The sequence below is a fragment of the Staphylococcus sp. OJ82 genome (assembly GCF_000294465.1).
GTDB classification, from domain to species: Bacteria; Bacillota; Bacilli; order Staphylococcales; family Staphylococcaceae; genus Staphylococcus; species Staphylococcus equorum.
This window is the reverse complement of sequence record NZ_ALPU01000010.1, coordinates 87,409-112,217: the sequence shown is the minus strand read 5'-3', so window position 1 is coordinate 112,217 and position 24,809 is coordinate 87,409. Positions and strand designations below refer to the sequence as shown.

Here is a 24,809-nt window from a genome sequence, read left to right as displayed (position 1 = left end):
GACGCTTTATTAAACTTAAAGATTAAATACAAAAACGACCAAACTCACTAATTTAAAGAGTTTGGTCGTTTAATAGGTTTTTACTTATAACATGATGAACTATTGTGGAATAACAAGACGTTGTCCATTATGGATTTCATTTCCTTGTAGATTATTGGCTTGTCTGATTTTTTCAACGTTTTCTGGAGAACCACTACCATAATATTGAATAGCAATTCTATATAGGTTTTGACCATTGACTACATGTGATTGTTGGCCAGAGTTACTATTTGCTTGTTCGCTATCTTGGTTGTTAGTTGCTTGTGATTGATCTGAAGATGAATTGCTTTGAGCGTTAGATTGATCACTTTGTTGATCTTGACCGCTCTCACTGTTTTGGTCGCTTTGACCTTGACTGTCTTGCGTACTATTTGTTGCATCTTGTGAACCGTTGCTAGCTGAATCAGAATTAGCATCGTTACTTGGTTGATCAGAATTAGCATCACTGTTTGCTTGGTCAGCGTTTTCGCTATCAGAATTGACAGAATCTGAACCACTATTGCTGTCTTCTGAGTTTGAAGATGAGTCATCTTTGTCTTCATCTTTATTGGATTTATCATTTTCTGATTTTTTATCTTTATCTTTTTCAGAATCAGACTTACTATCTTTATTATCAGCTACTTTTTTGTCATCGCTATTTTTGTCACCTTCGTCATCGCCAGTTAAAGCCATGCCACCGAAAATAGCAATTGCAGCTAATATTAATATCGCAGCCAATATTGGTAATAATTTACCTAATAAACCGCCTTTTTTCTTTTTCTTATTATCGTCGTCATTGTTATCACCATTATTACCATTGCCACCATTAGCATTACCGCCGTTGCCATTGCCACCGCCTGCTTTAGAATGTGCCGCTGCGGCAGCACCTGTTCCGGCAGCAGCAGCGCCACCAGCTATAGCAGCGCCTTTTTTCTTAGAACCATTTTTTTCTTTGTTCTTTTCATCTTTATCTTGTGCTTCGTTTTCGCTGTGATTATCTTTATTGTCTTTGTTGCCTTTGTGCTTGCCAGCAGCATAAGCACCTGCACCAGTTGCAGCGGCACCTCCAGCTACAGCAGCACCTTTTTTCTTAGAGCCATCTTTATCTTGCTCTTTTTTATCTTGATCTTCTATATCTTGTTCATTTTTATTCTGCTCGGTTGCTTTATTGTTATTATCTTGGTTATGTTCATCTTTGTTATCGCTATGCTTTCCAGCAGCATAAGCACCTGCACCGGTTGCGGCAGCGGCACCTCCAGCTACAGCAGCACCCTTTTTCTTAGAACTATTGTTATCATTTTCTGAATGCGAAGCATCATCTGATTTGTCTGCTCGTTCGTTATCAGAGTTGTTGATATTTTGTTCATTATCATTTAAGTCATTTTCTGCTGAATCTTTATTATCATTGTGCTTGCCAGCAGCATAAGCACCTGCACCAGTTGCAGCAGCGCCACCAGCTACAGCAGCACCTTTCTTATTAGATTCATTATCTTTTTGTGATTCAACGCTTTCGTTGGAATCATTTTGGTTTCCTTTGTTATTTTGATTGTTCTTAGATTCAAGGTTTAAATCATTATTCTTCGAAGGATCTTTTGTTGAGTTATTATTATCATAATCTGCTTCTGATGCGTTATTATCTTGTAGTGATTGATTATCGCCTTGAACTTCACCTTTATCTTGTTCAGGCTGATTATTTGGATTCTGATTTGTTGCTGTGTCACGTCTGCGCTGTCTTCTTTGAGCGTTTCTAGGAGGGAATTGTTCGTCTGTCTTATCAGAAACTTCCTCTTTTACGTTGTCAACTGAACCGTTAACGGAATCCTTTGCATTATCTTGATGTTCTTTTGGATCAATGGATTGACGATTTTTTTCAAAATCATCTTTAAAATTGTTGTTAGACAAATTCATCATCCTTCCTTGTTTTAATTTAAGTATATACTGTTATACCCTAAAAATAAGTAAATATGTATAACTTTTTATGCAAAAAATTACTATTAAGCTAGTATATATGTAGTATTATAGCTTGTTTGAAAAAGTGAAGTAAAGTATTTGTCTATTATTTAAACAAATTTTGTATTTTTTCATTAAAATCCATTTTTCTTTTTACTTTTTTTCTATTAATTAAATTAATTACATTTAAATCAGAATCATTATCACAGCATTGATCAGGTCTTTTACTTAACGTTTCACCAAAGAATTCCATCATATAAGTGCGTCGGCATTGGTCTAGGTTTTTGTATCCTAGCATACGTATATAACCTTGGCGTTTTCGCTGATAGGTCCTGTCGAATATCGTACGTAACTCAGCAAATGAGTAATAGCTATTTAAAATTTCTAATATTTCAAATTTGTCCGGAGTTACAAAGGCACCTGTTTCAAAGGCATCTATGTCATTAGTGGTCATCATATCCGTAAATAATAGTGTTTCTAGTAAAAAACTATCATCAGGTTGAAATAAACTAATTGCTTGACTGTCTGCCCCATCACGACCCGCGCGACCAATTTCTTGCATGTAGTTTGATGGACTTGTCGATAGGTGGTAATGAAAAATAGAACGTATATCTTTTTTATTAATGCCCATACCAAATGCACTGGTTGCCACGATGATAGGTATTTCATTATTTAAAAATTGATGCTGAACTGTGTGCCGTTCTTGATAAGATAAATCTCCATGATATATTCCTGTTAAAAAACCATAATTATATATTTCTTTTGCTAAAGTTAAGCACACTTTTTTAGAAGAAACGTAAATAATTGTAGGTCCTGAATTTTCTAATGCTGGTAGTAACCATTTTAATTTGGCTTCATCATCTTTGAAATTTTTATGTGCTAAAGAAATATTGTCTCTGTTCATACTCGTTTTAATAACATGAAAAGACTTTTTTAACATATTGTTTAAGTCATAAGTTAAGTAATTCGGTGCAGTTGCTGTAAGAGCAAGCACGGTTGCTGTCGGAAAACGGGAGATAATTTTACCTATAAGTGCATAGTGAGGTCTGAAATCATATCCCCATTCAGATAAGCAATGTGCTTCATCTAATACGACCATGCCAATATCCAAATTTTTAATAAGTTTAAAATTTTGGGGTTGGAGTATAAATTCTGGACTTAAATAGATAAAACGACTTTTTGTTAGTGCTTCAATGTTTCTTTTTCTCTCATTTTCATCCATACCTGAATGAATACAACAAACATGATGTTCACCGTGTAATTTGAGTTGCATGACTTGATCATCCATCAAAGAAATGAGGGGTGAAATGATGAGTGTCGGTTGTTGACGTATGTAGGTTGGTAATTGATAACAAAGACTTTTACCACTTCCTGTAGGTAAAATACCTAATGTATCTTCATTGTTCAATACACTTTCTATAATCTCTTGTTGGCCAGGTTTAAAATCCTCAAACCCGAACCACTTTTTTAGCTCATGTTGCAACATTGATTTCACCTCTCTCAATTCCAACGATAATCAATTTCAATTCAAAATAGCTGAGGTCCGGAAATATTTCTTTATAATTGCGTAGCCTCTCACTACGATGTGAAATGTAGTAAGTCATGAAATCAGTATAAGTTAAATGTGTTAAATAATCTTCATAATTCGATATGTAGCCTTTTATAAATAGTTCTAAAATATGATCATCTATCGTATTAGGTTTAACATTTTGTTGTGCAGCCAGTTGTTCGAAGTTTAATCCATTTTGTAAACCTAAGTAAGTTTGCTCTGTTTTATTTAATAATGATGGTAGCACAATGAGTTTGTTTAACAGTGGATAGTTAGACTCGTGCTCAATCTCGTACATTGATGTGACCAAATCTGTAAATTCTAATTCAAATAAGTGTTCTTGTGGTATGTCTTCTATTAAACTGATTTGTTGTCGTGTATACATACTTTCTTCAAAACCTTGTAGGTAATAGTGAATATATATTGTATTATTTTTATTCAGTATAGATTGGAATAATGTTGTAAGTTCTGCAATGAATTGTTCTTGTAATTGATTGCTTATAATTTCTTTATATACAAATTTAACTTGTTGGTGTACAGTACTATGTTGAGTAATAGGTACGAATTGATAGACCTTATGTTGTGTGTTAGATAAGGTCTGAGTTAACAATTGTATGGCTTTAAATGTATTGGTTAAACTATCAAACGTATGTCTCGGATGATTAACGATATTTTGATAGCTATTATGTTGATCATTAAAGTGATTGAAGTATCGCTCAAACGACTGATATTTCAAGTTAGGCATGCTGTGATATAATGATAAGAGTTGTTGACTACAGGCATCAAAAAAAGTTTGATGTGACTTTTTCCCTGTGATAATATTAAATATACTTTTTTCAGTTTTGTAATTGTGTGCGTGTGTTTGTGCAAATTGGATTATATTATACATGTTTACTCCCTCATTTTATAAAACGAAAACATTTGAAAAAACTTAGTACAGTGACTACAATAATAATTGTGCTATTAGTGTAGCATTTTTGTCAAAGGAGGCGAAGAAATTGGCTAAATATACAATTGTTGATATGGATACATGCATTGCATGTGGTGCTTGTGGTGCCGCTGCCCCTGATATATATGACTATGATGATGAAGGTATTGCCTATGTGATACTAGATGACAACAAAGGTACAGCAGAGGTGCCGGAAGAATTATATGAGGATATGGAAGATGCGTTAGATGGTTGTCCTACTGATTCAATTAAAATTGAAGAAGAATCATTTGATGGAGATGCATTAAAGTTTGAATAAAAGCAAGGTTAGTTCCATAAAAGTAAGTATGCGGTTTATACTTAATAATATATAATAAGCATTTGCCTGAAAACAGTGATTACTATCTATAATTACTAATGGCTATGTTTAAGGTTAGCGTGTTCTCAGTGCATGGAACATGCTAATTTTTATGTCTAAGATGGTTCTGAATTATTAATGATTAATTTAAAAACAGGGTGATTTCTGTATTACTTCAATAGAAATCACCCTGTTTTTATTTATCTGAGTATTAATCTCCAGATATTTTTAAATTTATTTTGGTAATACATTTTTTAAACGTTTAAATAAAACAATGAACACTATAGAAATAATAGCGCCTTTAATAATGTTGAATGGAATAACGCCAGATACAATAACAATCTTAACGTTTTCAACAACATCAGATAAATTCATAATCATGCCATATAAAGGTAACAACACAAAGTAGTTTAAGATACTTAAAATAATTGTCATCACAATAGTTGCTACAGTAAAACCTATGATTTGTGATTTAAGGTTATATTTGTTTTTAGTGACATAATAAGCTGTCAGTAAAAAACTGGATGCTGCTAAAAAGTTAGCAACTGGACCAACTGGATCTCCAAGATTGAATAAAAAGTTTAATAAATTTTTTATAAATTCTACAATAATACCAGCGAGCGGTCCGAGTGTGAATGTAGCTAATAATGCAGGTACATCACTAAAGTCTAAAGTTAAATAAGGCGGTAAAAATGGTATTGGAAATTTTATAAACATCAATATAAAAGAAACCGCACTTAACATACTTATCGTAATAAGTCGTTTTGTTTGTTGTTGCATATTAAATTATCTCCTTCCATTCATCTTTTATCGAATAGGAGGATTTAATAGCACAACAAATAACCCTCCATCTTCTCCCATCCAGACTTTACTGTCGGCTCTAGATTTTCACTAGATCAGCCATTTATTTAAATGAAAATAAATGGGTCGCAGGCTTGAATTACTGCCGGTTGGGAATTGCACCCTACCCCGAAGATGAATATCTTAAATTTTTATACATATATCATAGCTTATTACTCAGGTAAAAACAATACTATTGCTCTAAATATGATAAAAAGGGAGTGAAAGCGACTGAATTATAGGAAATATACACTTTTCAGTAAGTTTGTAAGCATAATTGATAATAAAGACCGACGAAATAACAATAATGATTTCGTCGGTCTTTATATTATTGTTTAATTTAAACAGTAATACTCAAGTAAGTTCTATAACATCTCATTATCAGTTAACTTTGGTAATTTGATAATAAAGGTTGTTCCTTGACCTAGTTTACTTTTAACGTCAATACTGCCTCCATGTTCATCTACAATCATTCGACATATAAATAAACCTAGACCTGTACCTTGTTTACCTCGTTTACGTGAGGAATCAACTTTATAAAAACGTTCGAACACTTGTTGTAGATGTTCTGGCGCAATACCAGAGCCCGTGTCAGTAATATATAATATATTTTCTGTTTCTGACTCTCCATAACTGATAGTGATGGCATCTCCTGTTTCGGTATACCTTGTTGCATTGTCTATCAAATTAGTTAAGACTTGTTCAATTCGATCTAAATCATAATACCACAACTGTTCGTGCGTATTTGGATTTAAATTGATGCTTAAACCTAAACTTTCTGCATGACTATGGTATTTTTGTTGCATTTTATTTAGTAATGTATCAATAGGCTGAACAGATTTTTCTACTGATAGACCCTCAGCATCCATACGTGCAACACTGAGTAGCTCATTTACGAGTCTATTTAAGCGTTTAGTTTCATCTAGTACAATAGAAAGTGATTCATGTATCTCATCAGGCTCTGTGACGATTCCATCCACAATAGACTCAGTGTACCCTTGTAATAATGAAATAGGCGTACGTAATTCATGTGAAACATTAGCAATAAAATCTTTTTTCATTTGATCTATGTTATGTTCGTTTGTCATATCACGAATAATAGCGACAATACCACTACGACCATCTGGCTGAATTTGATCAATATAACTCGTTATTATTACTAAATAACGTGTGTTTATTTCATATTCTTCAAATTGTGTTTGCTTGTTTTTGAAAGTACGTTCATTTTGTTTATCAAGCTTTTTCAGTTCATGTTCATCCAGTATTTGAAGTGTGTTTTGAGCCATCTTATTAGAAATTATAATTTCTTTTTTATCATTGTATCCTAATACACCTTCAATCATAGAATTGATTAGGCTATCACGAATATTTTTAGAAGATGACAAGGCATCTATATGTTGTTGAATTTCAGAACTCATCGTATTAAACGTACGAGATAATTCACCAATTTCATCACGTGTATTGACAGGTACGACTTGCGCATAATCTCCTTTAGAAACTTTCAAGGCCTGTGTCCGTAAATTTCGTAACGGTTTTGTTATACGAGATGATAAGAAAAAGGCAAAAACGGTTGTAATAGCTAAGAAGATAATAGCTATAATTAAAATAATAACTGTAATTACGTTATTGGTTTCTTCAACAGTTTTTAAATCTTGATAGATAAATACGCCACTGTAGTTATTATTTTGATTATTATCTTGTTCAGTCAAGTTTTTAGCAGGATAACCAATTAACACATAAGTTCGCTGTTGCCCATTGATTTTAACAGTAACGTGTTCCGAAATTTGTTTTCCCTTATCAAACACTTGGTTATAATCTTTATTGTTTTTAATTTCTTTAAACATCTTGTCTTTAATTTTATCTTTATGTTGGCTCACCATATGCTTATCATTCATAATAATAAGTCCATCTGGATTTTCTATCAATTTACGACTGTATTCAATAGCTGTAGCTTTGTCATCAGCGCTTTCCACCAATTGACTGATACGCTGTGCATCTTTGAGTAATGAATCTTCAGTTTCTTGCGTAAAATAGGACTGAATAAATGTTATGAGTGCAGCACTTAGTAAAATTAAAACTGTCGTTACTATTAAAATAATAGTTAACCACAGTTTTATCACTACGTTATTTAGCCGATTCATCATTGGACTTAACCTCGAATTTATAACCGACGCCCCAAACAGTTTGAATCATTTGAGCTGCCGCATCAGATACTCGATTTAACTTTTCTCTTAAACGTTTAACGTGAGTATCTACAGTACGCAAGTCACCGTAGAATTCATAATGCCATACTTCTTTTAGAAGTTGTTCACGATCAAAGACTTTGTTAGGTGTTTTAGCTAGAAATATTAACAGTTCGTATTCTTTTGGTGTTAAATTAACTTGGTTATTATCTGCTAATACTCTGTGTGCATCGTTGTCAATGACAAGATGGTCAAATTCAATTAAATCACGCGCATGAGGTTCACTTTGTTCTGTGTGCGCTACTTGTGTACGTCTTAACAACGCTTTGACACGTAATACCACTTCACGAGGAGAAAATGGTTTCACGATATAATCGTCTGCACCAGATTCGAATCCTTCTACCCTATTTGTTTCTTCACCTTTAGCAGTCAACATAATAATTGGTGTTTCTTTGTGTTCTCTGAGACGTGAGGCTACAGTGATACCATCCATCTCTGGAAGCATAAGGTCTAATAAAATACATGAATAATCATGTTCCATCGCCATTTTATACGCTTCATTACCATCACTTGCTTCATGTATCTCAAAAGATTCTCTTTCAAGGTATAATTTTAATAATCTTCTGATTCGATCTTCATCATCTACGATAAGTATTTCATTTGACATACGTATGTACCTCCCACACTGCTAACTTTCAATTTAATCACATTATATCATACGTTTAGCAGGAAAAGTGATTACGAAGGAAAAGATTGTGAAACTTTTCTCATAGTTTGAATCAAGCTAAACGTAATAACAATTATTTACCGTGTTCTGCAAGTTGACGCATCACTTTTACTTCATGAGGTGTTAAGACTCTGCCCTCACCTGCATTAAGCCCTTTAAGATTAAGTGGTCCAACTTCAATACGTTGTAATTTTGTAACTTCGTGACCAAAGTGTTCAAACATGCGACGGACTTGTCTATTGCGTCCTTCTGTAATTGTAATTTCAACAAGTGTTGAATTTTTATCTTTGTCTTGGTTTTTTACTTTTACAGTAGCTGGTTGTGTATGACCATCTTCCAGTTCAACACCATGTTCTAAAGCTTTAACTTCTTCACGCATTAAATAGCCTTTCAGTTTAACAACATATTTTTTCTTAATTTTATAACTCGGATGTGTCATTAAATTAGTGAATTCGCCGTCGTTAGTTAATAAAAGTAAACCTGACGTATCATAGTCTAAACGACCCACTGGATAAATTCTTGTTTTAATTTGTTTAAAGTAATCTGTAACCACTTTTCTACCTCTATCATCAGATACACTAGTGATAACTTGTGCTGGTTTATAAAATAAAATATATAGTTTATCTTGTTGTTCTAATTTAATACCCTCAACTTCAATCGTATCAGAAGGTTTAACTTTCGTACCTAATTCTGTTACAACTGAGCCATTGACTAACACTTTGCCCTCTGTGATTAATGTTTCAGCTTTTCTACGTGAGGTGTGACCACTGTTTGCAATACGTTTTTGTAATCTTTCTGTCTCTTTATTCATTATTTTCTCCTTTTTGATTTACTAAATTACTGAAGAAAGCTTCTATTTCTTCATCTTCCTCATCAGTTGTTGGTAAATCATCTAAATGTTCAATGCCAAATACGTTTAAAAATAGTTCTGTAGTATAGAGTTGTTGACTTCTGGAATCCGCTTCGTCTTTAGCTTCTATTAGTCCTCGAGCGATTAAAGTTTTAACAGCACCGTCAGAATTTATACCTCTAATCATCTCGATATCGCTTCGTGATAAAGGTTGATTGTAGGCAATAATAGACAATGATTCCATTGCTGCTTGAGATAATTTCATTTTTGATTTTTGTTCTATTAATTTTTCAATATAATTTGCTGCATCCTTTTTTGTTGTAAGTACATAAGTTTGACCAAAATGTTGAATTTCTAAGCCATCTGATATGTATTCAGAAACGAGTTGTGACAATTGTGTTTGGTCTATGTCTAAAATTTCGAGTAATTGTTTTTCATCTAAACCTTCGTCACCTGCTGTATAAAGTAATGCTTCTAGTATACCTTTATCGTTCAATGCCATAGTTTACACCTCTTATAATATTGATATCGTCGAAATTTTTGAGTTGTTCTATATTTACAATGCCCGATTTAGACATTTCAAGTATTGCTAGAAAATGTGTGACTACCATTTCAACAGGTTCTGTAAAATTAAACAAACTAAAAAAATTAAACGAATCATGTTGTTGTAAACGCGCATTAACTTGAGAAGTTGCTTGTTGAATCGTAAATGTTTCTTTACGGATATCTACAGTTTTTGGTGTATTGAATTCAACGCGATTTTTAACTTTTTGATAAGCGATGATTAAATCTGTTAAATCAATTGTGTTATTTGAATCCCAAGTTTCATTAGATTCTAGGTGTGTTAAATCAGTTGGATGCTTTGAAAAGTAAAAAGCACGCTCAGATTTTTTTTCGTTTAGAATCTCAGTATATTCTTTATAATTTTGATATTCAATTAATCGTCCCACTAGGTCTTCACGTGGATCCTCTTCTAATTCGTCGGATTCTTCTGTTTGAGGCAACAGCATTTTACTTTTAATCATAAGTAGTTCAGAGGCCATAACCAAATATTCACTAGCGACATTAATCTCTAATTGATTCATCGCATGTATATATTGCATATATTGTTCTGTTAATTCTTTCATGGGAATATCATAAATATCAATTTCAATTTTTTGAATGAGATGCAATAATAAATCTAAGGGACCATTAAAAGCATCTAGTTTTACTTCATACATAGTATCTACCTCATATAGCAAGTTATGTGCGTATTTCACTAAAATATTATAGCATGTTTAATGAAAACATTTAAATTTGGAGCGGTTTTAATTATGGAAAATGCATTGCAAGATTTTTATTATCAATTTCATACGGAACAACATTATTTTTTGTGTCACGACATTTTAGAAGAAGCTTGGAAACAAAATCCGCAATTCAGTAAAGATGATGCGATTGTAAGTTTGATTTTGTTAGCAACCGGTTGCTATCATTATCGCAGACAAAACAATGTTGGCGCGTTACGTTCTTTTAAAAAAGCATTAAGTGTTATAGAACAAAGTGAACAATCCATTGATTTAGGTATCTATACAGATAGATATATAAAAATTATTTTAGAATTAATTCAGTCTGTGGCTAATGCTAAGCAATTTGTGCCTATTCAATTACCAATAACCAAAGAAATGGAACAGGATATTTTAAAAAAATACCCTGATTTTGTCAAAATGCCACATGTGATAGAAGATAGTTATATTGTAAATCATCATTTAGAAAGAGATCGTTCAGAAGTTGACAAAGCGCGACAACAGGCACTTGATATACGCCATGCAAACAAAGAATAAATTTAAGTCAAATGAATAAAACAAGTCCTATTAAAATGATGGCGCAAACAAAAAAACACAAGCTAGCTATTCAACGAATAAACTGGTTTGTGTTTATGCACGTGGATGAAATTCATTATACATTTTGCGAATTTGTGATTTTGAAACATGTGTGTAAAGTTGTGTTGTCGAAATATCAGAATGACCTAACATTTCTTGTACAGCACGTAAGTCAGCACCATTTTCAAGTAAATGTGTAGCAAACGAATGTCTTAATGTATGTGGTGTCAACGTTTTATTGATATTCGCTTTTACACCATTTTGTTTAATCATTTTCCAAATAGCTTGTCTGGATAAAGGTTTACCATGCATATTTAAAAACAATACATTTGTCACAGTACGCTTCAATAATTGAGGGCGCGTTGTATCTAAATATGTATTTAAATATTCTATAACTGCATCACCTAATGGGATAATGCGTTCTTTGTTCCCTTTACCAAATACTTTGACGAAGCCCATGATTAAATTGATATCTTCAAGTTCTATATGTATAAGTTCAGAAACGCGCATGCCTGTAGCATATAATAATTCTAACATTGTACGATCTCTATAACCGTTAATTTTTGATAAGTTCGGAGTCTCTAGCAAAGCAAGTACTTCATCTATTTCTAAGACATCCGGTAATTTCCTATCATATTTTGGTGTTTCAATTAATACAGTTGGATCTTTTGCAGCATATTTCTCTCGTAATGCGAATTGATGAAAACTTCGTACTGTAGATATGAAACGTGCCAATGATTTTGCTGAAGCACCCTCGTCGTGTAAATAACCAAGACATTGGTTAATTAATTGTCTATCTACAAAATCTATATGTCCTATTTTTTGTTCTTCTAAAAATGTGGCATATTTTTTTAAATCTCTTCTATATGCGCCAATTGTATTCGAACTCAACCCTTTTTCTAGTTGGATAAATCTCAAATATTCTTCAATTATAGTATCCAATGGTACCACCTCTATTTATTAAATAGTGTATGATGTTGAGCTTATTTGCCTAGAGCTTGACAATCTGAGCATACACCATGGAATGTTAAGCGATGGTCTGAAATTCTAAAGTTAAAATCTTGCTCTACTTTTTCTTCCACTTGAGGCAATAAATCTTCTTCGATTTCCTCTACTTTACCGCATTCCATACAAACAAGATGATGGTGGAAATGTTTAGCGCCTTCTTTACGTAAATCAAAACGGGCAACACCATCACCAAAATTAATTTTATCCACAACTTTTAATTCTGCTAATAATTCTAGCGTCCGATAGACAGTCGCAAGTCCTATTTCAGGTGCTTTATCTTTAACTTTTAAATAAACGTCTTCAGCGCTTAAATGATCTTTCTCATTTTCAATTAAAACTCTTAAAGTTGCTTCGCGCTGCGGAGTTAATTTATAAGATGATTGTTGTAATTGTTGCTTCACGCGATTTAATCGTTCTTCCACGGAAGCCTCACTCCCCTACTAATAATTATAATCATTTCAATTTACATAATGATTTATATATATAAAATACCAATAATTGATAAAATACGCAAGTTTGTAGGCGAGTTATTTATAATGATTATAATTAAGTAATAGATATTGTAAAGCAATAATCGTTTTAGCATCTTCGATTTCTTTGTTTTGGAGCATGACTGTTATTTCTTCAATATTATATGTTTCGATTTCAATAAATTCATCATCATCTAAATTCATTTCACCTATTTTAAGGTCTTTGGCAAGATAAATAGAAATCTTTTCATTAGAGAAACCAGGAGAACCATACATTTCAGTAATCAATTCCAAATTTTCGGCAATATAGCCCGTTTCTTCTTCTAATTCTCTTTTGGCAGCCGATTCTCTTTCTTCATTAATTTCTAATTTACCAGCTGGTATTTCTAATAATGTTTTTTCAGCAGGTTTGCGATACTGTCTGACGAGAATAACTTGATTATCTGGATTTATTGCACATACTGCAACTGCCCCATTATGGTAGACCAATTCACGTTTTGACGTTTGTCCATCGGGTAATTCTATATCATGGACTTCTAAATCAATAATTGCGCCTTTGTAAATGGACTCTTTATGTAATGTTTTCTCGAATAGATTCATTATAATCACGTTCCTTTTATTTGAATTAGGTTATTGTTAAGATTAACAAGATAGTGTTTCAGGCGATAGCGAAAGCGATAAAAGCGATATTTATAGAAAGCTAAGTGCTAATATTTCATTTATATCTAAAGTTTTTGCGCAATGTAATAAAGTAATTCATAACAACTTACTTTATTACATCTATGCCCTATCATTAAGTGTATCGAAAGGAGAAACGACATGCAAAAAAACATTTTAAAAAGTGGTATCGAAATCTCAGAATTAGGTTTAGGTTGTATGAGTTTAGGCACTGATTATAAAAAAGCAGAACCAATTATAGAACGTGCGATTGAACAAGGCATCACATATTTTGATACGGCTGATATTTATGATAAAGGTGTAAACGAAGATATTGTTGGAAAAGCCTTGAAAAAATATCAAAATAGAGATGATATTGTGATTGGCACAAAAGTGGGTAATCATTTAGCTGATGATGGTACTACATTTTGGGATCCTTCTAAAAACTATATCAAAGATGCTGTGAAGGACTCATTACAAAGATTAGGATTAGATCACTTAGATTTATATCAATTACATGGTGGCACAATCGACGATCCACTAGATGAAACAATTAGTGCATTTGATGAATTGAAAAAAGAAGGTATTGTGCGTGCGTATGGCATATCGTCAATTCGACCTAATGTGATCGATTATTATTTAAAACACAGCGATATCGAAACTTTAATGTCTCAATTTAACTTAATTGATAATAGACCAGAAGTATTATTAGATGATGTGCATGCTAAAAAGGTTAAAGTACTTGCGCGTGGTCCTGTTTTTAAAGGATTGTTAACTACTAATAGTAATCAAGCGTTAGATTCAAAATTTGCAGAAGGTATATTTGATTACACTTACCAAGAGTTAGGTGAAACGATAGCTTCTATTAAAGAAATCGAAAATAATTTAACTAGTTTAACATTTAACTATCTTACGTCACATGATGCTCTAGGATCTATTATTATGGGAGCTAGCAGTGTTGATCAATTAGATGAAAATGTGAAGAATTACGAATTATCAAAAGAAATAAGTTTAGAAAAATTAAAAGCTGCACGTAATCGTGTTAAGAATTTGGAATATACACAACATTTAAAATAATAAATCACAACACTAAAAAGAGTTAGTTTGATACTTGTGAAAGTAGATGTCATGTTCTTCATCTATTATCGTTAAAGTACAGCTAACTCTTTTTATATTGTCATTTAAGTTCATAATAGATAAATAGAATAGTAGTAATTAAGCTTTATTTTTAAACAACATAGTGTAATGTTTTTCGATAAAGCGTGGTGCAAGTTGATACAGTTTTAACATAAAATGCATCCATTTAGGTTCGTTAATTTCTGTTTTGTTCGTGAGCATCCCTTTTACGACTTGCTGAGCCAATTTATCTGAATCTAGCATGATACTTTTATATTTTTGTGCAAATGCTAAAGATGGATCTGCCTTTTCATGAAATGGTGTAGCAATGGGACCAGTATTTACAGTTAAGACATGATAGTTGGGCTTTTCAATGCGAAGTGCATTCAAGACTTGGTTAAAAGCTGCTTTACTTGCCCCGTAATGTGCAGCATAAGCTTGTGTTAAAAAAGCAGACTGGCTGCCAATACCAACGATAGATGGATGAGTGCTTAGAAATGGTTGTATTGCAGTCATAAGTATATTGAAGTTCGTTATATTTAAAGTATACGTTTCTAACATTTCATCAATACTATGTTGTTCTATTGATTTAAAATAACCTAACCCAGATGAATAAATTAAACCATCGATTGATTGGTCTTGAAAATGATGCTTAAGCTTTAGAATTTGAGCTTGTGATTGTAAGTCGCATTGTATGATTGATAAATGTTCTGTACCATATTGCGCAATAATATCATCTAATTTTTGTGGATTACGTACGATTACTGTCACAAACACTCTTTTTTTTAATAGTATTTTTAATATTGCTTTACCTAAACCACTCGTTCCTCCAGTTAAAATATAATGTTTGCCAATCATAATTATCCCTACCCTTTGTCAATGTACAGTTAGTATAATTGAAATGGCTATGGTATGTCATGTATATAATATAAATATTAGTTATATTATAAATCTATGTTAATATAGAAACATAAAAACTAAGAGGAAGTGAAATATTTACATGAAACTAGTATTTTATGGTGCTGGTAACATGGCTCATGCCATTTTTACAGGTATCGTTAATTCAAAAGTGATTGATTCTAACAATATTTATTTAACAAATCGTTCTAACGAAGTTGCACTTAAAGATTATGCAGAAAAATTAGGTGTGAATTATAGTTATGATGATGAAGCATTATTAAAAGATGCTGATTATGTATTTTTAGGTACAAAACCTTATGATTTTGATGTGTTATCTGAGCGTATTAGACCTAATGTAACAGAAAATAATAAATTCATTTCTATTATGGCTGGTTTACCAATAAGCTATATTCGCGAAAAAATTGGTGCTGATAATCCAATTGCTCGTATTATGCCAAATACAAATGCGCATGTAGGTCATTCTGTAACAGGTATTAGTTTTTCTAATAATTTTGGACCAAAATCTAAAGAAGAAGTTGATGATTTAATCAATGCATTTGGTTCAGCAATAGAAGTTTCTGAAGATAACTTGCATCAAGTTACTGCGATTACAGGAAGCGGTCCAGCCTTTTTATATCACGTATTCGAACAATATGTTACTGCGGGCACGCAACTAGGTTTAGAGAAATCTCAAGTCGAAGAATCTATCCGTAATTTAATTATAGGCACAAGTAAAATGATTGAACGATCTGAATTGAGTATGGAACAATTGAGAAAAAATATAACTTCTAAAGGTGGCACTACCCAAGCAGGCTTAAATGCGTTATCAGAACATGATATTGAAGGTGTGTTCGAAGATTGTTTACGCGCTGCTGTTAATAGAAGTATTGAATTATCAAGTCAAGATGACGATTAGTTAAATTAAAGTATAAATACAAGTGCTATTTTAACTCATTTATAAATATAAAATAATAACACTAATTCATTGTATGTTGCATATGAATTAGTGTTATTTTAATTTCGTAATATTTCATCACTTTATTTTACAACTAAACTCGTGGAAAGCGTGCACAAAACATGGAGTAACATAATGTCAATCTATATTAAATGCACTGTTGATATCTTGAAAGCGCAAGTTCCTAAATTAAGAACTTACGCTTTCGTTATATATCTATATTACTATTTTAAATTAGCTGTAATTAAAATGACCATGAATCAAAATCGTTAACAAACATGAATGGCGGTGTTGTGTCTCGTGATTTTAATGACTGACTGATCGTTTCTACTTCTTCTTTTGTATAGCGATTACTTATGTGTGTAATTAAACTATATTCAACTTGAGCTTCATCAATTAAATCAAATACATCGTCAATATGACTGTGGTGATAATTGTTTGCTAACATTTTATCTCCTTCTATATAAGTACTTTCATGTACCATTACTGTTGCATCTTGAGCAATTAACAACTCATTTTTACAAGGCATCGTGTCGCCAAATATAGCGATAACAGGACCTTTAACAGCATCGCCTTTAAATTGATTAGAATCATAAATTAATCCATTATGTTCAAAAGTTTCATTAATTTTAATATCTTGATACTTAGGTCCCGGTTCCAAACCAATATCCTTTAAGGCTTGAACATCAATTTTCCCCGGGGTATAAGGCGCTTCAATTCTGTAGCCATAAGATGTAATCCCATGATTTAATAGATGTGCGTTCACATTAAAACCGTTGTGATGGTAGTTTAATTGTTCTTCAATTTCTATGTATGTGATTGGATAATTTAATCTGGATTCAGATAGTTGTAAGGCCGTCTCTATAAATTGTTGAATACCCTTTGGTCCAACTACAGTGAGTGGCTTACCTTCTCCACCCTGAAATGAACGACTCGTTAGTAGTCCGGGCAAACCAAATATATGATCCCCGTGCATATGTGTAATAAAAATATGATCAACTTTACCCAATTTGATTGAATGATGCAGTATTTGATGTTGAGTCCCTTCACCCACATCAAATAACCAAACATTATTTGAGTATGGTTCTAAATTTAATGCAATTGCTTGGGTGTTTCTTTCTTTGGTTGGTAGACCTGCACTCGTGCCAAAAAATGTGATTTCCATGCATATGCCTCCTCTTCTTGTTCACATTTTATCATACAAAAGAATAAAAAATATATTAAAATTAAATACTTCCGAGCAAAATTGTAGGAACAATACTGAATATTGGTCTATAATAAATAGAGATTTATAAAAAGAATTGAGGTTTTGATCTTGAACACTAGAAACAAAGATATTCCATGCTTAATAACAATTTTTGGAGCAACTGGTGATCTTAGTCACAGAAAATTATTTCCATCATTATTCCATTTGTATCAACAAGAAAACTTAAATGAACAAGTTGCAATCATTGGGATAGGTAGAAGAGACTTAACAAACGATGATTTCCGTAGTCAAGTGAAATCATCAATTCAAGAACATGTTAAAGATACAAAACATCTTGATAAATTTATGGAACATGTGTTTTATCATAAACATGATGTCAGTGATGAAGCAAGTTATCAATCATTACTAGAAGTGAGTAATAAATTAGATACTGAGTTCCAACTTCAAGGTAATAGATTATTCTACCTTGCTATGGCTCCTAATTTCTTTGGTGTGATTTCTGATTATTTGAAATCATCTGGATTAACCGACACTACTGGTTTCAAACGTTTAGTTATCGAAAAACCATTCGGCACAGATTTAGAGTCAGCAGAGCAACTTAATGAACAATTACGTCGTTCTTTTAAAGAAGAAGAAATTTATCGTATTGACCATTACTTAGGTAAAGACATGGTACAAAATATAGAAGTACTTCGTTTCGCAAATGCGATGTTCGAACCTTTATGGAATAATAAGTACATTTCTAACATTCAAGTAACATCTTCAGAAGTATTAGGTGTTGAAGATAGAGGTGGTTACTATGAATCAAGTGGTGCTTTAAAAGATATGGTTCAAAACCATATGTTACAAATGGTTGCATTATTAGCAATGGAAGCACCAATTAGTTTACACAGTGAAGATATACGAGCTGAGAAAGTTAAAGCGCTCAAATCATTGCGTAAATTAGAATCAGAAGAAGTTCGTCAAAACTTTGTTCGCGGTCAATATGACGAAGGTACAATTGATGGTCAAAAAGTAAAACGTTACAGAGATGAAGAACGTGTTGCTGAAGATTCCACAACCCCTACTTTCGTTTCAGGTAAATTGACTGTCGATAACTTTAGATGGGCTGGCGTGCCATTTTATATTAGAACAGGTAAACGAATGAAGAGTAAAACGATTCAAGTCGTTGTAGAGTTTAAAGAAGTTCCTATGAATTTATATTATGAAACAGATAAAAAATTAGATTCAAATTTACTTGTCATCAACATCCAACCTAATGAAGGTGTATCATTACATTTAAATGCGAAGAAAAATGTTCAGGGGATTGAAACAGAACCTGTTCAATTATCTTATGCAATGAGTGCACAAGATAAAATGAATACTGTCGATGCGTATGAGAATTTATTATTTGATTGTCTAAATGGTGATGCTACTAACTTTACCCATTGGGAAGAGTTAAAATCTACTTGGAAATTTGTAGATGCAATACAAGAAGAATGGAACCAAAATGAACCTGAATTCCCTAACTATGAAGCGGGATCAAACGGTCCATTAGAAAGTGAATTACTCTTAAGTAGAGATGGTTTCCATTGGTGGGACGATATTCATTAAGATGTTTATCTTTCTATAACATAAGGCAACAGCACAAGTGTAAAACATCACTTGTGTTGTTGCTTTTTTCTTAACCTTTTTTTGTGTTATGATTTAATCTATTGAGTAAATTACATAAATTTTACAACTTTACTTATTTACATTTTACTCTATTCAATATTTTTGAGATGTAAGTATAAGTGAAATGATGTAGAATATAATTAATTAGGTAAACAATGCTAACGTTTTCCAACAATAAATTTAAAAGCAATGATGACGAATGAGTCATTTGAAAATTAGGAGTGAAAGTTTTGGACGTTATCAAGCAAATACAACAGGCAATTGTTTTTATAGAAGATCATTTGCTAGAGCCTTTTCATTTGCAAGAACTCAGTGATTACGTTGGTCTTTCACCTTATCATCTTGATCAATCATTTAAAATGATTGTTGGTCAGTCTCCAAGTGAATATGCGAGGTCACGTAGAATGACTTTAGCAGCAAAAGAGATTATTAGTGGTTCAAGTCGTTTAGTGGATGTAGCTAAAAAATACAATTATAGTGATACAAACGCCTTCGCCAATGATTTCAGTGATTTTCATGGGGTATCACCCATACAAGTTAATACCAAACGCGAAGAACTTAAAATGCAACCAAGACTTTATATAAAACTGACAACAACAGAAACTGCACCTTATAATTACAGATTAGAAGATACGCAAGGCTTGTCATTAGTGGGTTACAATCAATTTTTAGATGCAGATGAATTAGAAAATCCATATAAAGTGCCTGATTTTTTAGAAGATTTATTAGTCGATGGAAAAATAAAAGAGCTTGAACGTTATAATGATGTAAGTCCACATGAGTTATTCGTAGTTAACTGTCCACTAGATCAAGGCATGGAAATATTTGTGGGTGTACCAAGTGAAAGATACCCTGCTCACTTAGAAAGCCGTTTCTTACCTGAAAGACAATATGCTAAATTTAACTTACAAGGTGATTTAGACTATGTCATTAACGAAGCTTGGTATTACATCGAAACAAGTCTTCAAATGACCTTGCCATATGAGCATAATAGCTTGTATGTGGAAGTTTATCCCTTGGAATTATCTTTTGACGATGCTGTGACTAAAGTTCAGCTATGGATGCCTGTAGATCAAGAACAATATCATGACAACGAACTATAAAAACCTCTGACATAATTTGAATTCAAAATAATTCAAATATCGTTAGAGGTTTTTTGTAGGCTTAAATATAATAATTTTTTATAAAGCTATTACAAAAGCTTCAAATGGACGTAATGCATTTAAATTCAATTTGTTGTCTTTGTAATTATGCAATTCAATATTATTTTCATTTATCGTTTCATTGAATTTCAATGTGGCAGACTTATCAGTTAAGTTTCCTACTACAAGTACACGTTTCCCATCTAATTCTCTAATATAAGCAAATACATGTTCATTTTCAGCATCTATCAGATTGAACGTACCATACGTAAAAATATCATGTGATTTTTTCAGTTGTATAAGAGATTTGTAAAAATTCAATATTGAATTTGAATCCTGTTGCTGTGATGATACATTAATTTCAGTGTAATTAGGGTTAACTGGGAACCAAGGCTCATGTTCAGAAAAACCACCGTTTATACCGTTAGTCCATTGCATTGGTGTACGAGAATTATCTCTATTTTCCATTTTATGCTTGTTTAATAGTTCGGTTAAATCGCCACCTTGAGCCTTAACAATATTATATTCATTCACTACTGCAACATCGTTAAATGTTTCCACACTTTCAAATGGATAATTTGTCATACCGATTTCTTGTCCTTGATATATGAACGGTGTGCCTTGCTGTAAGAAATATACAACCGCATGACTTGTAGCTGAATCATACCAAAATCTTTCATCATCCCCCCATGTAGATACACGTCTAGGTTGATCATGATTTTCTATAAACAATGCATTCCAGCCTATATCTTCAAGTTTTTTTTGCCATCTATTTAACACATCTTTATATGCTTTAACATCAAATTTAATATCGCCCGTATTCCATAAACCTAAGTGTTCAAATTGGAAAATCATATTAAACTTACCTTTGTCTTCACCGACCCATTCATCAGCATTGTCAGGATTCACACCATTTGCTTCACCTACTGTCATAATATCATAATGACTTAAGGATTCATTCTTCATTTCTTGTAACCAATCATGTATGCCAGGTCGGTTCATATCTACGTCAAATGCGGGTGCATATGTTTTGCCTTCAGGAACTGGTAAATCCCCAGCTTCGAATGTTTTCTTAATATGGGTAATTGCATCCACTCTGAAGCCATCAATCCCTTTTTCAAACCACCAGTTCATCATGTTAAAAACAGCTGCTTTAACGTCTTTATTCTCCCAATTTAAATCAGGTTGTTTTTTACTAAATAAATGGAAATAGTATTGACCAGTTGCTTTATCATATTCCCATGTAGAACCATTAAATATACTTTCCCAATTATTAGGTTCAGATCCATCAGCTTTTGGATCCTTCCAGATATACCAGTCTCGTTTTGGATTATCTTTACTAGATTTAGATTCTATAAACCATGGATGTTCATCCGATGTATGGTTGACTACTAAATCTAAAATGAGCTTCATACCGCGTTGGTGTACACCATCTAACAATTGATCGAAATCTTCCATCGTTCCGAATTCATCCATGATATCTTGATAATCACTAATATCATAACCATTATCATCATTTGGTGATTTATACATCGGACTTAACCAGATGATATCGATACCTAAATCTTGTATATAATCTAGTTTTTCAATAACCCCTTGTAAATCACCAATGCCATCGTTATTTGAATCGTTAAAGCTTCTAGGATAAACTTGATAAGCTACTGCCTCTTTCCACCACTGTTTATTCATATTATTGCTCCTTTTTTAAATATTGAGTTGATACCCTTTTGATAATATCTGTTGGAATAACTTTGTTAAAATCGACAATATGTTCTCCGCTAATTAATTGAATGATTGCGTCGCCTGCTGATTCACCTAATAAGTCAGGATGAATATTGACTGCAGTTTGTGGTGGCGCTGCAAATTCAGTTAAGTATGAATCATTGAAGGTTGCTGTTTGTAAATCTGTTGGTACACGAATTTGTAATTCATACAATACGCTAAGAACAATATGGTTGAGCATCGTATCTGATGTAATAATGACTGAAGGTAGTTCGTTATGTGTGAGTAAATGATGAAAGTATGATTTTATGCTTTGGTAATTCATATCAAAATATTCAATAAGGCCTTTTTGTGTATGTTGTTTAAGAACATTGGTAAATCCTTCGATTCGATCTTTAACAACTTCATAATTTCCACGTTCAGCTAAAAATAAGAACTTAGTATGCCCTAGACTTACGAGATAGCGTGTTAATTGCTCAGATGCTTCAACATTATTGTTATCTATATGAATGATTTGTTTATCTAATAAAGGTTTCCCCACCACGACGTATGGCATACTTTGTTGAGTGAGTATCTGTTCTATCACATCGTTTTCTTTTGAGTATAATAAAATAAACCCATCTACTGCATGATAAGAAATCATGTGACTTACTTCTAATTCTATATTTTCGTATTGTTCATTTGTGGTTGATATTGTTGCATAACCATGTGCTTTGCATGATTTATATATACCTGAAAGGACATCTATGATAAATGGATTTTGTCTTGTTTCATTACGTCCGCTTTTTTGAATGATACCTATTGTTTTAGATTTTTTTGTAACTAAGGTCCTAGCTGCATGATTTGGTTGGTAGCCTAGTTCTTTCATCACCGACAATACTTTTCCTCTAGTGGTATCACTTATACGATTGTTACCACTGATGACACGTGAAACTGTCGATGGAGCTACATTTGCTGCTTTCGCAACATCCTTTATAGTTATCAAGATTAAGTCATCCTTTGCTAATGTGTATAAGTAAAGCGTTTTCAAGTCTATAATTATAATGATAAGTAAGTATAAAAGGAAAGTCAAAGGATTTGTGCAAACGATTGCACATAATTGGTGTTTTTTGTAATTATGGATTAAATTTTTTTAGAAATTACATTAATTGCTAACTCAATGTAATAGTAAGCCTGATATTGAAAATCTGCATAAAAAAACTACTAGTAAAGTCCGTAGACTTTGCTAGTAGTTTCAAACGCGAAGTAGCTTCACGTCTTTTATAATGTTATATGAAGATGTGAATTAGTCTTCAATCCATTGTGTATGGAATACGCCTTCACGGTCTTTACGTTCGTAAGTATGCGCACCAAAATAATCACGCTGAGCTTGAATTAAGTTAGCTGGTAAGTCTTCTGAACGATAACTATCATAATAGTTAATACTTGCAGAGAAACCTGGTGTTGGAACACCATTTTGTACACCAGTAGCTACAACATCACGTAATGCATCTTGATAGTTTGTTACGATATCTTTGAAGTATGGATCTAATAATAGATTTTGTAATTCTGTATCATTATCATATGCTTCTTTAATTTTTTGTAAGAATTGTGCACGAATAATACAACCTTCACGCCAAATCATAGCAAGCTCTCCAAGTTTTAAATTCCATTCATTGTCATCACTAGCTTTTCTCATTTGAGCAAAGCCTTGTGCGTATGAACAAATTTTACTCATATATAGTGCTTTACGGATTTTTTCAAGAAATTCTTCTTTGTTTCCTTCAAATTTAGTACTTGGTCCATTTAATTGTTTCGAAGCATTCACACGTTCTTCTTTAATTGAAGAAATAAAGCGTGCAAATACTGATTCAGTAATAATTGTTAATGGAATACCTAATTCTAAAGCGTTAATAGAAGTCCATTTACCTGTACCTTTTTGGCCAGCAGTATCCATGATTTTTTCAACTAATGGACCATTACCATCATCATCTAATTTAGTGAAGATGTCACCAGTGATTTCAATCAAGTAACTTGAAAGTTCACCAGCATTCCAGTCTTTGAATGTTTGTGAAATTTCTTCATGTGACATACCAAGTAAGTCTTTCATCATTGCGTAACTTTCAGCAATTAATTGCATATCTGCATATTCAATACCATTGTGTACCATTTTAACGTAGTGACCGGCACCATTAGGTCCAATATAAGCTACACATGCAGCGCCATCTTCAGCTTTAGCAGAGATTGCTTCTACAATGTCTTTAACTTTATCAAATGCTTCTTGTTGTCCACCAGGCATTAATGAAGGACCAGTAAGCGCACCAACTTCACCACCAGAAACGCCCATTCCGATGAAGTTAACACCACTTTCAGCTAGTGCTTTATTACGTCTGATTGTATCTTGATAATTAGTGTTACCACCATCGATTAAAATATCATCATTATCTAGTAATGGTAATAAGCTATCGATTGTTGCATCTGTTGCTGGTCCTGCCTTCACCATTAATAAAATCTTACGGGGTTTTTCTAGAGAATTCACAAACTCCTCTATAGAGTACGTCGGATGTATATTTTTACCTTCAGATTCTGTTACCATTTCATCTGTTTTAGAAGATGAACGGTTAAAAACTGAAACGCTATATCCTCGTGATTCAATATTCCAAGCAAGGTTTTTACCCATTACGGCTAAACCTACTACACCAATTTGTTGTGTCATTTAACTAACCTCTCTTATTAAA

Annotated in this window: 23 protein-coding genes and 1 riboswitch; of the genes, 6 read left to right on the top strand and 17 right to left on the bottom strand. The window is 32.6% G+C overall.

All coding sequences use genetic code 11. The features are described 5' to 3' along the window. Positions 1-99: 99 nt before the first annotated feature. The 3 genes from ebpS to SOJ_RS07975 form a co-directional block, all read right to left on the bottom strand. Positions 100-1,926 carry an elastin-binding protein EbpS gene (gene ebpS, locus SOJ_RS07985; protein ID WP_002507559.1) on the bottom strand — a complete coding sequence of 609 codons (1,827 nt, stop codon included), beginning with the start codon at positions 1,924-1,926 and terminating at the stop codon, positions 100-102. 148 nt (positions 1,927-2,074) lie between these two features. Then, entirely contained in the window at positions 2,075-3,454 is a 1,380-nt protein-coding gene (locus tag SOJ_RS07980) for a RecQ family ATP-dependent DNA helicase (RefSeq protein ID WP_002507558.1), read from the bottom strand. Further along, positions 3,441-4,406 carry a helix-turn-helix domain-containing protein gene (locus tag SOJ_RS07975; RefSeq protein WP_002507557.1) on the bottom strand — a complete coding sequence of 322 codons (966 nt, stop codon included), beginning with the start codon at positions 4,404-4,406 and terminating at the stop codon, positions 3,441-3,443. Before SOJ_RS07975 ends, SOJ_RS07980 begins: the two co-directional genes overlap by 14 nt. A 109-nt stretch (positions 4,407-4,515) precedes the next feature. Here SOJ_RS07975 and SOJ_RS07970 point away from each other — a divergent pair, with 109 nt between their 5' ends. Next, entirely contained in the window at positions 4,516-4,764 is a 249-nt protein-coding gene (locus tag SOJ_RS07970) for a ferredoxin (protein WP_002507556.1), read from the top strand. Between the two features lie 273 nt (positions 4,765-5,037). On the opposite strand, the gene SOJ_RS07965 is transcribed toward SOJ_RS07970, so the two are convergent. The 6 genes from SOJ_RS07965 to SOJ_RS07940 all read right to left on the bottom strand — a co-directional run bounded on the left by SOJ_RS07965 (position 5,038) and on the right by SOJ_RS07940 (position 10,623). Then, on the bottom strand, positions 5,038-5,583 hold the full coding sequence (locus SOJ_RS07965; RefSeq protein ID WP_002507555.1) for an ECF transporter S component: 546 nt from the start codon (positions 5,581-5,583) through the stop codon (positions 5,038-5,040). A gap of 65 nt (positions 5,584-5,648) precedes the next feature. Next, positions 5,649-5,784, bottom strand: a riboswitch (FMN riboswitch). 224 nt (positions 5,785-6,008) lie between these two features. Further along, positions 6,009-7,784, bottom strand: coding sequence for an ATP-binding protein (locus tag SOJ_RS07960; protein WP_037539570.1), 1,776 nt, complete (start codon positions 7,782-7,784; stop codon positions 6,009-6,011). Continuing rightward, the gene (locus SOJ_RS07955; protein WP_002507553.1) at positions 7,768-8,493 is read right to left on the bottom strand and encodes a response regulator transcription factor; all 726 of its coding nucleotides are present in this window, start codon (positions 8,491-8,493) and stop codon (positions 7,768-7,770) included. The genes SOJ_RS07960 and SOJ_RS07955 overlap by 17 nt, the downstream gene beginning before the upstream one ends. A 133-nt stretch (positions 8,494-8,626) precedes the next feature. After that, positions 8,627-9,364 carry a pseudouridine synthase gene (locus SOJ_RS07950; protein ID WP_002507552.1) on the bottom strand — a complete coding sequence of 246 codons (738 nt, stop codon included), beginning with the start codon at positions 9,362-9,364 and terminating at the stop codon, positions 8,627-8,629. Beyond that, on the bottom strand, positions 9,357-9,899 hold the full coding sequence (gene scpB, locus SOJ_RS07945; protein ID WP_031265982.1) for an SMC-Scp complex subunit ScpB: 543 nt from the start codon (positions 9,897-9,899) through the stop codon (positions 9,357-9,359). Before scpB ends, SOJ_RS07950 begins: the two co-directional genes overlap by 8 nt. Then, complete coding sequence (locus SOJ_RS07940) at positions 9,889-10,623, bottom strand: segregation and condensation protein A (RefSeq protein ID WP_002507550.1); 735 nt, start codon at positions 10,621-10,623, stop codon at positions 9,889-9,891. The genes scpB and SOJ_RS07940 overlap by 11 nt, the downstream gene beginning before the upstream one ends. A gap of 93 nt (positions 10,624-10,716) precedes the next feature. Between SOJ_RS07940 and SOJ_RS07935 the strand changes: the two genes are divergently transcribed. Next, complete coding sequence (locus tag SOJ_RS07935; RefSeq protein WP_002507549.1) at positions 10,717-11,223, top strand: DUF309 domain-containing protein; 507 nt, start codon at positions 10,717-10,719, stop codon at positions 11,221-11,223. A 93-nt stretch (positions 11,224-11,316) separates the two neighbouring features. Here SOJ_RS07935 and xerD read toward each other — a convergent pair whose 3' ends face one another. From xerD to SOJ_RS07920, 3 genes are all read right to left on the bottom strand, one after another. Beyond that, positions 11,317-12,204, bottom strand: coding sequence for a site-specific tyrosine recombinase XerD (gene xerD / locus SOJ_RS07930; protein WP_002507548.1), 888 nt, complete (start codon positions 12,202-12,204; stop codon positions 11,317-11,319). A gap of 41 nt (positions 12,205-12,245) precedes the next feature. Beyond that, complete coding sequence (gene fur / locus SOJ_RS07925; protein WP_002507547.1) at positions 12,246-12,692, bottom strand: ferric iron uptake transcriptional regulator; 447 nt, start codon at positions 12,690-12,692, stop codon at positions 12,246-12,248. Positions 12,693-12,797: 105 nt separating this feature from the next. Beyond that, positions 12,798-13,340 carry an NUDIX hydrolase gene (locus tag SOJ_RS07920; protein ID WP_002507546.1) on the bottom strand — a complete coding sequence of 181 codons (543 nt, stop codon included), beginning with the start codon at positions 13,338-13,340 and terminating at the stop codon, positions 12,798-12,800. A gap of 219 nt (positions 13,341-13,559) precedes the next feature. Here SOJ_RS07920 and SOJ_RS07915 point away from each other — a divergent pair, with 219 nt between their 5' ends. After that, the gene (locus tag SOJ_RS07915) at positions 13,560-14,474 is read left to right on the top strand and encodes an aldo/keto reductase (RefSeq protein ID WP_002507545.1); all 915 of its coding nucleotides are present in this window, start codon (positions 13,560-13,562) and stop codon (positions 14,472-14,474) included. 138 nt (positions 14,475-14,612) lie between these two features. Here the strand turns inward: SOJ_RS07915 and SOJ_RS07910 are convergent, their stop codons facing one another. Continuing rightward, positions 14,613-15,371 (bottom strand): SDR family NAD(P)-dependent oxidoreductase, encoded by a 759-nt coding sequence (locus tag SOJ_RS07910; RefSeq protein WP_002507544.1) that lies wholly within the window; start codon positions 15,369-15,371, stop codon positions 14,613-14,615. Between the two features lie 142 nt (positions 15,372-15,513). Between SOJ_RS07910 and proC the strand changes: the two genes are divergently transcribed. Further along, positions 15,514-16,329, top strand: a complete 816-nt coding sequence (gene proC / locus SOJ_RS07905) for a pyrroline-5-carboxylate reductase (RefSeq protein ID WP_002507543.1) — start codon at positions 15,514-15,516, stop codon at positions 16,327-16,329. A gap of 283 nt (positions 16,330-16,612) precedes the next feature. On the opposite strand, the gene rnz is transcribed toward proC, so the two are convergent. Further along, positions 16,613-17,533: a ribonuclease Z gene (rnz, locus tag SOJ_RS07900; protein ID WP_002507542.1), complete on the bottom strand. Its 921-nt coding sequence runs from the start codon at positions 17,531-17,533 to the stop codon at positions 16,613-16,615. Between the two features lie 150 nt (positions 17,534-17,683). Here rnz and zwf point away from each other — a divergent pair, with 150 nt between their 5' ends. Both zwf and SOJ_RS07890 read left to right on the top strand, forming a co-directional pair. Continuing rightward, positions 17,684-19,168: a glucose-6-phosphate dehydrogenase gene (zwf, locus tag SOJ_RS07895; RefSeq protein ID WP_002507541.1), complete on the top strand. Its 1,485-nt coding sequence runs from the start codon at positions 17,684-17,686 to the stop codon at positions 19,166-19,168. 290 nt (positions 19,169-19,458) lie between these two features. Continuing rightward, on the top strand, positions 19,459-20,331 hold the full coding sequence (locus tag SOJ_RS07890; protein ID WP_002507540.1) for an AraC family transcriptional regulator: 873 nt from the start codon (positions 19,459-19,461) through the stop codon (positions 20,329-20,331). A 78-nt stretch (positions 20,332-20,409) separates the two neighbouring features. Here the strand turns inward: SOJ_RS07890 and SOJ_RS07885 are convergent, their stop codons facing one another. The 3 genes from SOJ_RS07885 to gndA all read right to left on the bottom strand — a co-directional run bounded on the left by SOJ_RS07885 (position 20,410) and on the right by gndA (position 24,787). Beyond that, a complete protein-coding gene (locus SOJ_RS07885) occupies positions 20,410-22,059 on the bottom strand; it encodes a glycoside hydrolase family 13 protein (protein WP_002507539.1) in 1,650 nt (549 codons plus the stop codon). A gap of 1 nt (position 22,060) precedes the next feature. After that, a complete protein-coding gene (locus SOJ_RS07880; protein WP_002507538.1) occupies positions 22,061-23,077 on the bottom strand; it encodes a LacI family DNA-binding transcriptional regulator in 1,017 nt (338 codons plus the stop codon). 300 nt (positions 23,078-23,377) lie between these two features. Then, complete coding sequence (gene gndA, locus SOJ_RS07875) at positions 23,378-24,787, bottom strand: NADP-dependent phosphogluconate dehydrogenase (RefSeq protein ID WP_002507537.1); 1,410 nt, start codon at positions 24,785-24,787, stop codon at positions 23,378-23,380. Positions 24,788-24,809: the final 22 nt, after the last annotated feature.

Bases quoted from the DNA above. Each gene is read 5' to 3' on its own strand.
- ebpS (WP_002507559.1), bottom strand. From the start codon at position 1,926: ATGAATTTGTCTAACAACAATTTTAAAGATGATTTTGAAAAAAATCGT.
- SOJ_RS07980 (WP_002507558.1), bottom strand. From the start codon at position 3,454: ATGTTGCAACATGAGCTAAAAAAGTGGTTCGGGTTTGAGGATTTTAAA.
- SOJ_RS07975 (WP_002507557.1), bottom strand. From the start codon at position 4,406: ATGTATAATATAATCCAATTTGCACAAACACACGCACACAATTACAAA.
- SOJ_RS07965 (WP_002507555.1), bottom strand. From the start codon at position 5,583: ATGCAACAACAAACAAAACGACTTATTACGATAAGTATGTTAAGTGCG.
- SOJ_RS07960 (WP_037539570.1), bottom strand. From the start codon at position 7,784: ATGAATCGGCTAAATAACGTAGTGATAAAACTGTGGTTAACTATTATT.
- SOJ_RS07955 (WP_002507553.1), bottom strand. From the start codon at position 8,493: ATGTCAAATGAAATACTTATCGTAGATGATGAAGATCGAATCAGAAGA.
- SOJ_RS07950 (WP_002507552.1), bottom strand. From the start codon at position 9,364: ATGAATAAAGAGACAGAAAGATTACAAAAACGTATTGCAAACAGTGGT.
- SOJ_RS07940 (WP_002507550.1), bottom strand. From the start codon at position 10,623: ATGTATGAAGTAAAACTAGATGCTTTTAATGGTCCCTTAGATTTATTA.
- SOJ_RS07935 (WP_002507549.1), top strand. From the start codon at position 10,717: ATGGAAAATGCATTGCAAGATTTTTATTATCAATTTCATACGGAACAA.
- SOJ_RS07920 (WP_002507546.1), bottom strand. From the start codon at position 13,340: ATGAATCTATTCGAGAAAACATTACATAAAGAGTCCATTTACAAAGGC.
- SOJ_RS07915 (WP_002507545.1), top strand. From the start codon at position 13,560: ATGCAAAAAAACATTTTAAAAAGTGGTATCGAAATCTCAGAATTAGGT.
- SOJ_RS07910 (WP_002507544.1), bottom strand. From the start codon at position 15,371: ATGATTGGCAAACATTATATTTTAACTGGAGGAACGAGTGGTTTAGGT.
- proC (WP_002507543.1), top strand. From the start codon at position 15,514: ATGAAACTAGTATTTTATGGTGCTGGTAACATGGCTCATGCCATTTTT.
- rnz (WP_002507542.1), bottom strand. From the start codon at position 17,533: ATGGAAATCACATTTTTTGGCACGAGTGCAGGTCTACCAACCAAAGAA.
- SOJ_RS07885 (WP_002507539.1), bottom strand. From the start codon at position 22,059: ATGAATAAACAGTGGTGGAAAGAGGCAGTAGCTTATCAAGTTTATCCT.
- gndA (WP_002507537.1), bottom strand. From the start codon at position 24,787: ATGACACAACAAATTGGTGTAGTAGGTTTAGCCGTAATGGGTAAAAAC.